The following is an 11808-nucleotide window of genomic DNA, read 5'->3' on the forward strand; positions in this document are numbered from 1 at the left end:
CCGACCCGGGCCGATCGGTCACTTTGCGGGGTTGCGGCCGGTCTGCTGGGCGACCTGGGCGGCGGCCTTGTCGAGGGCGTCCTTGGGCGTGGCGCCCTTCAGCAGGACCTGGGTCTGCGCGGCCGTGTACGCGCGCAGTGCCTTCGGGTAGTCGGAGGAGTAGTTGGAGCGGCCCTTGGAGGTGGCCAGCAGGGAGACGATCAGCTCGTTCGGGGCCTGGCCGCCGTAGTAGTCGACGGCCTTGACGAAGCCCTCGGAGCGCTGCATGGGCCGGTTCGCCGGGAACAGCCCGCCGGCCGCGAACATCGCCTGCTGCGCGTTGAGGTCGGTCATCGCGTACTTCACGAACTTGAACGCGGCGTCCTTGTTCTTCCCGGCCTTGGCGAGGGTCAGGTAGGAGGAGCCGACCAGCCCCGACCGCGCCCCGCCGGTGTCGACCGCCGGGAGCGGCGCGATGCCGACCTTGCCCGACAGGGCCGGCGCCTTCTCCGGCAGGGCGCCCGGCACCCAGGACGCGGCCGGGATCGCCGCCACCTTCGACTCCGCGAACGCCGCGAACACCTTGCCGATGTCGCCCGGCACGTCCGCGATCAGGCCCTTGTCGTGCATCTGCTTGATCAGGTCGAGTGCGCGGACGCCCTTGGCGTCGTTCATCGCCACCCGGCCCTGGCCGTCGAAGTAGAAGCCGCCCTGGAGGATCTCCAGGAACTGCCACAGGTTCGCCGAGTCCGTCACCGTGGCCGACTCGTCCAGGGCCAGCAGCGGCACCCCCGACTTCTCCTTGACCTTGACGCCGGCCGCGATCAGCTGGTCCCAGGTCTTCACCTCGTCGACGTTCACGCCCGCCGCCTCGAAGAGGTCCCGGCGGAACATCAGGACCGAGGTGTACTCCTCGAACGGGACCCCGAACACCTTGCCGTCCGCGTCGCCGCCGGACGCCCAGGCGGCGTCCGAGAAGTCCTTCGCCAGGTCGCCCGCGCCCAGTGCGCCCAGGTCCTGCAGGCCGTCCTTGAACTTCTCCAGGTAGCTCGGCATGTAGTCCACCCCGATGTTCATCACGTCCGGCAGACCCGCGCCCCCCGCCGCCATACCCGTCGTGATCTTGTCCCAGATCGCCGGATTGCCGACGTCCTCGATCTTCACCTTGATCCCGGGGTTCGCCGCCTCGAAGCCCGGCACCGCGGCCTGCAGCTCCTTACCGGGCCCGGTCCACGTCCACACCGTCACCGTCTTCCCGCCGTCGGCCCCGGCCCCCGCCTCCGACGAGGAGGACGCACAGCCCGTCACCACCGACAGCACCACCACACCTGCGACCACACCGGCTGCCGATCTCAGCACACCCCGACGCGACACACCCACCACAACCAACCCCTCTCAACGGAACCACGAACTCCCTGCCAGAGCGCGGGCCTTACCGGACGCGTCCCTGATGGAGCTGAACACTAAACGTCTATGACGCAAGGATGCAATGACCTTGCAATCCATCGATGCAAGATTGCGACCTTTCTTGCCGGGGCAACGACAGCAGGCCCCCCGCCGGCGACATGCGCGGCAAGGGGCCTGGCGTACTTCGGGCAGTGCCGACGGGACACCGCGCATCGGCAACGAGGCCCGGACGACCGGACGGACGACCGGACGACCGGACGGCCTGGCTCGGCCCGCGCGGCGGGAACGCCGGGCGCGGCTGTCGAGCCTGCCGCCACCTGCGGGGTTCCCGGTACCACGGGCCCTGCCGCGGTCCCTCCAGCACACCGACCTCGGCGGTGCGTAGTCAATGCGGGCCACTACCTACGTTCACCCTCGGCCACCGGAACGGGCGCGGAGGCCACCCTCCGCACCCGCCTCCGCCCGCCTCCGCCCGCCTCCGCCCGCCTCCGCCCGCGAGGCGCAGCGGCCCCGCCGGTGCCGTTACGCGGCACTCCAGGTGAACTGCTCCCAGTTGCCGACCGACCAGCCGCTCACCCTGAGCGCGGCGTCCGGCTCGTCACCGCGGACGGTCACGTACCGGCCGCTGGAGAGGGCCTGGAGGGCCGCCTTGCCGTTGCCGAGGTCCACCCAGCGGAACTTCTCCCAGTCGCCGACGGCGGTGGAGTTCGCCAGCAGCGGGTTCCCGGCCCGGTTGGCCCAGGCCACCGCGTACTTGCCGGTGGAGCGGGCCTTCAGCGCCACCAGGCCGCCGCCCGCGTCGACGACGTCGAACTTCTCGGTGTCACCCACGGTCGCACTGGTCGCCTGCAGCGGGCTGTCGGTGAGATCGGTGTGCGCCGCGACCTGCTTGCCGTTGGACGCGGCCTTCAGGGAGACGGTCCGCCCGACCGGCGCACTGCTGCCCGCCGCCACCGCGGGCATCAGGGCCGCGCCCTTGCCGGCCCCCAGGCCGAAGGCGACGGTGCCGTTGGTCACGGGCAGGTTCCGCACCCACACCGGGCCCTCGGCGGTGACGTCGTACAGCCCGACACTGGTGACCCCGGTCCAGCCCGGCGGCAGCGTCCAGGTCTTGGAGGCATACCCGTTGGTGCTGTAGGCGGCGATCAGCCTGTCCTGCCAGAGGGCGGGGAAGAAGGTGTCGTCGGCGGTGCCGTGGCCCTCGGTGCCGACCTCCCGGCTCGTGCTGTTCCTGTAGAACCACTGCGGGAACGCCCGGACGGCGTCCTGCTCGACGCCGTTCCAGTCCTGCTGCTTGAGGTGGTTCTCGGCGCCGCCGAGCGGGGTGGTGGAGCGCAGGTAGGGCGCGTTGCCGGTCAGGGAGCTGTGCCAGCTGGCCGGCTCCAGACCGAGATGGGCGTCGGGCTTGTAGTTGCTGCTCCGGTCGAACTCGGTGGTGACGTCGACCCCCTGGGAGCGCCAGTACCGCAGAACGGTGCGCTGGGCCGCGGTCTCCTGCTCCCGGGTGAAGCCCAGGTACGGGCTGATCACCTGGTTGAGGCGGTTGGGGTCGACCTGGTGGAACGCGTCGATGTGCAGGGTGCCGGCCTGCCGCAGCTCCGGGACCATCGCCAGCAGAGCATCGATCCGGGTCTTCGAGCGGCCCTTCAGCCATTCCTGCCGGTAGGAGATGGCGTAACTGGTCTGCCCTGACCACACCTTGCCGGGGATCGGGTTGCCCGCGGTGTCCTTGGCGACGATGTCGTCGGCGAGGTAGGCGTCCCACAGCGGGCTGTCCTGGTAGGCGTCGAACATGTTGACGTGCAGGCTGACGGTGGTGTGGTACTTCTTCGCCTCCCTCATCAGCCAGCGCAGGCTCTCCAGCGCGGTGGCGTCCTCGGGCCGCTTGAGGTCCTCGTTCACCGCCGCCCAGGCCGGGTACTTGGAGTCGTGGCCCTCGTACTGCCAGCCGACCAGGTAGACGATCTTGTCGGCCCCGAGCATCAGGTTGTCGAGCTTCCTGATGTCGTCCAGCGCCTGGGCGAAGGTCCGGTACACCTTGGACTTGTGCGACGGATCGGTCGCGTCCTTCTCCGCCAGGAACATCTTGGTGAACGGCGTCCGGGTGTAGTCCCGCACGTACGGGCGCTCGGGGTAGTGGTTCACCGTCGAGTCGTACGGGTCGCCCTTGGGGTTCGCGGGGTCCCCGATGTCGCCGACCGGCGCGTTCGCGGCGGGCAGCGGCGCGCCCTGGGTGACGGTCAGCCGGGCGTCCGCCCAGTTCGCCTCGTCGGAGGTGTTGCCGTCACCCGCGTCGGTGACGACCAGCCTCAGCTTCTGCGCGCCGGTGAGGTCGACGTCGACACTCCTGGCGGCCGAACTGCGGTTCAGCACACCGCTGTCGAAGACCTTGGTGCCGTCCTTGAAGACCTGGAAGACCACGGTGCCGGCGGTCACCCCGGCCTGGGTGCTGAGGCCGACCACCGACTGGAAGCGCGTCGCCGCTCCGGCCACGTCGTAGACCGTCTCGAAGTCGGAGTGGGCGCCCAGGCCCGTCAGGTACTTGGTGCCGCCGACGATCAGCGGGCCGTTGTCGATGTTCCGGTTCAGGTGCGTGTAGCTGTAGCCCTGCGAGTTGGACTGCCAGTACAGGCCGCTCAGTTGGACGGTGGTGGTGGCCGCGGTCGCGGGCGCCGTGAGCGCCGGGGACCAGGCCAGGGTGGCTACGGCCGTGGCCAGGACGAGTGCGCGTCTGCGCATGACCTCTCCTTGTACGGGGTGCGGGGGCCGGGTCGGGGGTCGGTGAACGGGTCGGACGGCCGGCCGTCGCGGCGGCCGGCCGTCCGGTGGGAGGGTCACGCTCTAGACGGCGGTCCAGGTGAACTGCTCCCAGCCGCCGACGTCCCAGCCGGTGGCGCGCAGCGGCGCGTTCGGGTCGTCCCCGCGCGCGGTCACGTAGCGGCTGTCGCCGAAGGACTGGAGGGCGACCCGGCCGCTGCCGAGGTCGACCCAGCGGAACTTCTCCCAGTTGCCCTGGAAGCCCGACCTCGCCAGCAGCGGGTTGTCCTGCTTGTCCGCGGGCGCCACCACGAACTTGCCGTTCGCGCGGTTCTTCAGACCGACGTAGCCGTTGCCGAAGTCGACCACGTCGAACTTCTCCGTGTCACCGGCGGCCGTCGCGGTGGCCCGCAGGGGGGCGTCGGTCTGGTCGGTGCCGGCGGTGACCAGCTTGCCGTTCGAGGCCGCCCTGAGCGTGACCGTCTGCCCGACCGGCGCGTTGCTGCTCGCTCCGACGGTCGGGACGATCGTCACCCCCTGCTCGGCGCCCAGGCCGAAGGTGACCGTGCCGTCGACCACCGGGACGGACCGCAGCCAGCGCGGGCCCTCGGGCGCCACGTCGTACAGGTCGACGGTGGTGATGCCGGACCAACCGGGCGGCAGGGTCCAGGTCCTGGAGCTGTAGCCGGCCGAACTGAACGCGGCGATCGCCTTGTCGCGCCACAGCACCGGGTAGAACACATCGTTGCCGCTGCCGTGGTTCTCGGTGCCGACCTCCCGGCTGGTGTTGTTGTTGTAGTACCAGCGGGTGAGGTCGCGGACCGCGACCCCCTCCACCAGGTTCCACTTGTTGTTCTTGACGTTGTCCTCGTTGGACCGTGTGACGGTCTGGGCCCGCAGGTCGGGACTCGTGGTCTTCCAGATGCTGTCGGACGGGTAGTTGGTGCGCCAGCTGACCGGCTCCAGACCCAGGTGGTAGTCCGGCCGCCGCTGGGGCTGGTAGTCGTACTCGGTGGTGACGTCCAGGCCCTTGCTGCGCCAGTAGCGCATGATGGTGCGCTGCGTCGCCAGCTCCTCCTGGAGGGTGAAGCCGTTCTTGGGGCTGATCGGCGTCGTCGGGTAGAGCGGCGAGACGGAGTGGAAGGCGTCGATGTGGACGGTGCCGGCGTCCTTGAGCTCCGGGATCATCGCGAGCAGGCCGTCGATGCGCTGCTGGGCGCGGCCCTTGAGCCACTCCTGCTTGTAGTCCACCTGGTAGCTCTGCTGGCCGTCCGCGAGTTCGCCGGGGCGCGGGGTGCCGTCGAGGTTCTTGCCGATGATGTCCTCGGCCATGTACGTGTCCCAGAGCGGGCTGTCCTGGTAGGCGTCCAGCATGTTGATGTGCAGGCTGACCTTGGTGTGGTACTTCCTCGCCTCCCTCATCAGCCAGCGCAGGCTCTCCAGCGCGGTGGCGTCCTCGGGGCGCTTGAGGTCCTCGTTGACCGCGGCCCAGGACGGGTACTTGGAGTCGTGTCCGTTGTTCTGCCAGCCGACCAGGTAGACGATCTTGTCGGCACCGAGCATCATGTTGTCGAGCTTCTTGATCGCGTCCAGCGCCTGCGCGAAGTTCAGGTAGACCTTGCTGGTGTTGTAGTCCGGTCCGAGCTTCTGGGACAGGTAGATCTTGTTGATCGGCACCTGGCTGTAGTCGTTCATGTACGGGCGCTCGGGGTAGCCGTTGACCGTCGCGTCGTACGGGTCGCCCTTGGGGTTGGCCGGGTCGGGCCCGACGTCACCCACCGGCGCGCTCGCCGCCGGCAGGGCGACCCCCTGGGTGACGGTCAGCCGGGCGTCCGCCCAGTTGGCGTGGTCCGCGCTGTTCCCGTCACCCGCGTCGGTGATGACCAGCTTGAGCTTCTGCGCCCCGGTCAGGTCCACGTCCACGGACTTCGCCGCCGAACTCCGGTTCATCACCCCGCTGTCGTAGACCTTGACGTCGTCCTTGAACACCTGGAACACCACGGTGCCCGCGGTGACCCCGGACTCCGTGTTCAGACCGACCACCGACTGGAAGCGCGTCGCGGCGCCGCCCAGGTCGTAGACGATGCCGGAGTTCGAGTGGGCGCCCAGCCCCTTCACGTACTTCGTCCCGCCGACCATCAGCGGGCCGCCGTCGATGTTCCGGTTGAGGTGGGTGTAGCCGTAACCCTGGGAGTTGGACTGCCAGAACAGGCCGCCGTCCCCCAGGTAGAGCGTGGAAGTCGCGGCCGAGGCCGGCGCGGTCACCGTCAGCGAACAGGCCAGGCCCGCGACGGCGGTGCACGCGGCCAGCATGCGTCTACGCATGATGTCGTCCTTTCATGGGCGGAAGCGCCCCGTTCCCGACCGGTGCCCGGAAGCCGGGCAGCGGTCGATGTGACCGGAACATTAAGCTCCTGTGTCGCAAGGATGCAATGGTCTTGCAATTTGCAGATGCAAATTTGTGTTCGTTCTTGTGCGCAACGGTGACGTCCGACGACTGCGGAAGGGCCGCGCCCCCGATCGGCCGGGCCCCGCGACCGCACTCCGACCGCACCCCCGCGACGGGAAACGCGAACAGCCGTGCACCCGGAGGGGGCACGGCTGCTTCGACCTCGGCCGCTAGACAGGGCCTCCGCGAAGAGGCGGCTCCTCGGTGCCGGCCGCCGCCGCGAGGACGAACGCACCACGGGCCGTCAGCATGGTCCGCCGCCGCTCGGCCTCCTCCTCGTCCGGACCGAACACCCACAGGCCGGGCACCAGGACGAGCCGCACCGCACCGGTGTCCGCGGCGGCCAGCAGACGCGCCAGCGCCGCACCGGGACCGGCGACCGACCCGGGACGGTCGAGGAACAGCGCCGGTCGCGGCAGCCCCAGCCGGTCGGCCAGCTCCTCCAACTGACGCTGCTCGACGGCGGCCCGCCGTTCCTCCCCCGGGCGGCGGCACAGATAGACGGCCGTACCGGCCACCTCCCCCGCCCCCGGAACCGCACCCGGAACCGCGCCCGAGCCCGCATCCGCACCCGTCCGCCGTACGACAGCCATCGCGGCACCTCCAGTCCCGTCCGAAGGGACCCGCGCTCGCCCGCGTCGGCACCGCGCCCGCGGACTCCGGGCCCCGCTCCGATTCAGCCAGGCCCGGTCGCGCGACACGAGGGCGGCGGGGGCACGACTGGGGCTCGCGCGGGTCACGGCACGGGTAGTCGGTAGGTAGTGGGCGGGTCCGGGACAGGTAGTCGGCCGCACGATCGGGACCCGAACCGGCCGGCCGTAAAACTTCGCCTGCCCGATCCGTTGATTTACGTTTACTTATGTTGAATTATGAGGAGCCACTCACCGCCCCGGACGGTCGTCCCCGGCGGTGGGTGCCGTGGCGCCGCCGCACTGCCCCAGCCGGTGGCGCCGCACCCAGGCCCCGTCGGGTCCGGAGCATTCAGAACTCGGCCGTCGCGACGGAGCGGTGGTCCGAGCCCCGGTGCCCGGCGGGCGCGGAGCTCCGTGAGGGTCGGAGCGGTCCGCGGCCTCGGGGTCGACGGCTTCGCGCGGCATGCCGAAGCCGTCGACCCCGAGCACGGAGTCGACGGCCTGCGGGCACGCGGGGACCGGTCCCTACGGACGGGCCTGCGGCTTCTGCCGCTTGCGGGGCTTCTCCGCCCAGCCGCCCGTGGAGCTGCGGATGCGCAGCTCGGGGTCGATCAGCACCTCGTCCTCGTTCACGTGGTTGCCGCCGATCAGCACGTGCAGGGCCTGCGCGGCGTGCTGGGCGAGCCGCTCGGTCGGCTGGCGCACGGTGGTCAGCGGGGGCGCGGTGAGGTCGAGCATCGGGGAGTCGTCGTAGCCGACCACCGAGAGGTCGCCGGGCACGCTCATGCCGCGCCGGAAGGCGGCGTTGACCGCGCCGAGCGCCATCCGGTCGCTGGCCGCCACGATCGCCGTGGCGCCCCGGTCGATCAGCAGGTCGCCGCCGCGCCGACCGCCGTCCACGGTGAACAACTGCCGTTCCAGCAGGGCGTTCTCGTCGTCCAGGCCGTGCTTGCGCAGCGCGGCGAAGAAGCCCTCGATCCGCCGGTCGGCCAGCAGGTTGCCGGGCGGGCCGGCGAGCATGCCGATCCGCCGGTGGCCGAGCGCCGTCAGGTGGTCGATGGCGAGCTCGGCGGCGCGCCAGTCGTTGGTGGAGAAGGTGGCCGCCGGGATGCCGCCCGCCCCGCCGTTGACGTTCACGAACGGGACCCGGCGGTCCCGGAGCATCTGCTGGGCCGAGTGGTCGCCGCGCGAGAGCGTGTTGCTGGCCGACAGGAAGATCGCGCCCGCGATCCCCGCCCCCACGGTCGCGGCGGCGAAGTCACGCTCCTTGGAGCTTCCGGGAAGCGCCGCGCAGACCAGCGTGTGCAGTCCGAACGGCGACAGCTCCGCCTCGATCTGCTCGGCGAGACGGGTGAACACGTCGTTGGAGAGCTCCGGGACGATCGCCAGGACCATCTCGCCCTCGGTCGGCCGGGTCATGTTCAACTCGGCCATGGCCCGCTCGACCGTGGCCCGGGTCTTCGTCGACACCCCGGGCCGCCGGTTGATCACCCGGCTGACGGTCGCCTCGCTGACCTCCGCCAGCCTCGCGATCTCGGCGAGCCCGATCCGCGTCGTCGCTGACTGACCACTCACACCCACGTCGACCCCTTGCGCTTCTCTCCTGTGGACCGGAGCCCGGTCTGGAACCCTATCGTGGCCGCCTCCGGCTCAGGGCGCCGGGAAGCGGTCGATGTTCCGCTCGACCCAGGTCCGCAGGTGCGCGAGCGGAGCGCAGGCGTCGCGGCCGAGCCCGGTCAGGCTGTACTCGACCCGCAGCGGGACCTCGGCGAAGACCTCGCGGTCCACCAGGCCGTGCTCCTCCAGCCGGCGCAGGGTCTGGGTGAGCACCTTGGGGCTGACGCCCTGCAGCCGCGCGCGCAGGGCACCGAAACGCTGCGGTCCCTGCTCCAGCGCGCCCAGGGCGAGGGCGCTCCACTTGTTGGCGAGCAGGTCGAGCATGTCGCGGCACGGGCAGGCGGCGGCGTAGACGTCCTTCGGGGCACCGCAGTCGGCGGACGCCGCCGGAGCCAGGGGCAGAGTCGCTTTCGTCGTCATATCGCCATAGTACCCAGAAGGAACTAGTAGCCCTTGCGGGTTACCACTACCTGTTGCGTACCGTCCAGGTGACGGCCCCCGGGAGCCGGCGCCGGCCAGGTGCACCAGCCGTACCAGGGCCGTACCCGAGCCGCGCCCGCCCGCACCCGGGACCGGGACCAGGACGACACCCCGCACCGAAGGACACCGTGATGAGCAAGTACGAGATCCCCGCGACGATGCGCGCCGTGGCCTACCGCGCGAGCCTGCCCGTCGAGGACCCGGACAGCCTGCAGGACGTGGAGCTGCCGGTGCCCCAGCCCGGTCCGCGGGACCTGCTGGTCCGGGTGGAGGCGGTGGCGCTGAACCCGGTGGACCACAAGGTGCGCCAGAACGTCGATCCGCAGGGCGACTGGAAGGTGCTCGGCTGGGACGCCGCCGGCACGGTGGTCGCGGTGGGCGCCGAGGTCGAGCTGTTCGAGGTCGGGGACGAGGTCTACTACGCCGGGGCGATCGACCGCCCGGGCGCCGACGCCGAGTACCACGCCGTGGACGAGCGGATCGTCGGGCAAAAGCCCGCCTCGCTGTCCTTCGCCGAGGCGGCCGCGCTGCCGCTGACCGCGCTGACCGCCTGGGAGGGGCTGTTCGAACGCCTCGGCCTGGCCACCGTCGCCCCCGACCGCAGCGGCACCCTGCTGGTGACCGCCGCCGCGGGCGGGGTCGGCGCGATGGTCTCCCAGCTGGCCCGCGCGCTGACCGGGCTGACCGTCGTCGGCACGGCCTCCCGCCCGGAGAGCGCGGAGTTCGCCCGCCGGATGGGCGCCCACCACATCGTCGACCACCGCGAACCGCTGGCCGGACAGCTGGCCGAGGTGGCCCCGGACGGGGTGGACCTGGTGTTCAGCACGGTCGGCACCGACCGCAACCTCCCGGCCTACGCCGAGGCGCTGAAGCCCTTCGGGGCGATCGTGGCCGTCGACGACTTCGGCGCCCTGGACATCGGCGTGCTCAAGTCCAAGAGCATCTCGTTCCACTGGGAGTTCATGTACACCCGCTCGCTGCACCGCACCGCCGACCTGGAGGCCCAGCACCGCATCCTGGACCGGGTGGCCCGGCTGGCCGACGACGGTGTGCTCACCAGCACGGCGACGACCGACCTCGGCCCGGTGAACGCCGCCAACCTCCGCGAGGCCCACCGCCGCCAGGAGTCCGGCAGCACGATCGGCAAGACCACCCTCACCGGCTTCGCCGGATGAGCGTGCGCAACGGCAACCGCCGCCGGTAGCGCGAGCGGCGACCATCCCCACGACGACGACTCCCGAGGCCGACCCGGCCCCGGGGGTCGTCCTCCGCGGTGCCCGAGCAGCTGTTCAGGCCTTCATTGTGTTGACTTATGTTGATTAATGTTTGAGCATGATTGATCTATCGACGGAGGCAGTCCGTGGGCCCCGGATCCGGGCGAGGGAGAGCCAGGACCGGACCCGGCCGCCTTCCTCGACCAAGGGTCGCCGGAGGCGGCCGTACCGCACCCGCTGGAGGTCTCGTCATGAGTAAGTACCTGGTCACGGGTGGCGCCGGCTATGTCGGCAGTGTGGTCGCCGCCCACCTGCTGGAGGCGGGGCACCAGGTGACCGTCCTGGACGACCTCTCGACCGGTTTCCGGGAGGGCGTGCCGGCCGGTGCCGAGTTCGTCGAGGGCCGGATCCAGGAGGCGGGCCGGGTCCTGGACGGTTCCTTCGACGGCGTGCTGCACTTCGCGGCCTCCTCGCAGGTCGGCGAGTCGGTCGTGGACCCGGAGAAGTACTGGCGCAACAACGTGGCCGGTTCGCTGGAGCTGGTCTCCGCGATGCGCGCGGCGGGGGTGCGCAAGCTGGTGTTCTCCTCCACCGCCGCCACCTACGGGGAGCCGGAGTCGGTGCCGATCGCCGAGACCGCCCGCACCGCGCCGACCAGCACCTACGGCGCCACCAAGCTGGCCGTGGACCACCTGATCACGAGCGAGGCCGTCGCCCACGGCCTGGCCGCCGTCTCGCTGCGCTACTTCAACGTGGCCGGCGCGTACGGCAGTTCCTCCGGGACCACGCTCGGCGAGCGGCACGACCCGGAGTCGCACCTGATCCCGCTGGTCTTCCAGGCCGCGCTCGGGCAGCGCGAGCACATCGCGGTGTACGGCGACGACTACCCGACCCCGGACGGCACCTGCATCCGCGACTACATCCACGTCGCGGACCTGGCCGACGCGCACCTGCTGGCGCTGGACGCGGCGAAGCCGGGCGAGCACCTGATCTGCAACCTGGGCAACGGCAGCGGCTTCTCGGTCCACGAGGTGATCGAGTCGGTCAAGCGCGTCACCGGCCGCGAGATCCCGGTGGTGGTCTCCGGCCGCCGCGCCGGCGACCCGGCGGTCCTGGTCGCCTCCGCCGAGCGCGCCCACCAGGCCCTCGGCTGGACCCCGCACCGCTCCGACCTGGACAACATCGTCGCCGACGCCTGGAAGTTCACCCTGGAACGCCACTCGTGACCACGCTCCACCACGTCCGCGGCAGCGCACCCCAGAACCGGCGGGCC

General features: G+C 71.0%; 8 protein-coding genes. 2 read left to right on the forward strand and 6 right to left on the reverse strand.

What is annotated here, in order from left to right:
* Positions 1–18 precede the first annotated feature (18 nt).
* The 6 genes from ACW14Y_RS01455 to ACW14Y_RS01480 form a co-directional block, all read right to left on the reverse strand.
* Entirely contained in the window at positions 19–1338 is a 1320-nt protein-coding gene (locus ACW14Y_RS01455; RefSeq protein WP_456985590.1) for an ABC transporter substrate-binding protein, read from the reverse strand.
* Positions 1339–1908: 570 nt separating this feature from the next.
* A complete protein-coding gene (locus ACW14Y_RS01460; protein WP_456985591.1) occupies positions 1909–4125 on the reverse strand; it encodes an NPCBM/NEW2 domain-containing protein in 2217 nt (738 codons plus the stop codon).
* Positions 4126–4227: 102 nt separating this feature from the next.
* Complete coding sequence (locus tag ACW14Y_RS01465; protein WP_456985592.1) at positions 4228–6468, reverse strand: NPCBM/NEW2 domain-containing protein; 2241 nt, start codon at positions 6466–6468, stop codon at positions 4228–4230.
* Positions 6469–6762: 294 nt separating this feature from the next.
* A complete protein-coding gene (locus ACW14Y_RS01470; RefSeq protein WP_456985593.1) occupies positions 6763–7110 on the reverse strand; it encodes a hypothetical protein in 348 nt (115 codons plus the stop codon).
* A 639-nt stretch (positions 7111–7749) separates the two neighbouring features.
* Positions 7750–8799 carry a LacI family DNA-binding transcriptional regulator gene (locus ACW14Y_RS01475; RefSeq protein ID WP_380307936.1) on the reverse strand — a complete coding sequence of 350 codons (1050 nt, stop codon included), beginning with the start codon at positions 8797–8799 and terminating at the stop codon, positions 7750–7752.
* Between the two features lie 75 nt (positions 8800–8874).
* The gene (locus ACW14Y_RS01480) at positions 8875–9261 is read right to left on the reverse strand and encodes a winged helix-turn-helix transcriptional regulator (RefSeq protein ID WP_380307934.1); all 387 of its coding nucleotides are present in this window, start codon (positions 9259–9261) and stop codon (positions 8875–8877) included.
* Between the two features lie 191 nt (positions 9262–9452).
* Between ACW14Y_RS01480 and ACW14Y_RS01485 the strand changes: the two genes are divergently transcribed.
* Positions 9453–10496 (forward strand): zinc-binding alcohol dehydrogenase family protein, encoded by a 1044-nt coding sequence (locus tag ACW14Y_RS01485; RefSeq protein WP_456985594.1) that lies wholly within the window; start codon positions 9453–9455, stop codon positions 10494–10496.
* A 290-nt stretch (positions 10497–10786) separates the two neighbouring features.
* Positions 10787–11761: a UDP-glucose 4-epimerase GalE gene (gene galE / locus ACW14Y_RS01490; protein WP_456985595.1), complete on the forward strand. Its 975-nt coding sequence runs from the start codon at positions 10787–10789 to the stop codon at positions 11759–11761.
* Positions 11762–11808: the final 47 nt, after the last annotated feature.

Source organism: Kitasatospora sp. cg17-2, assembly GCF_054031055.1.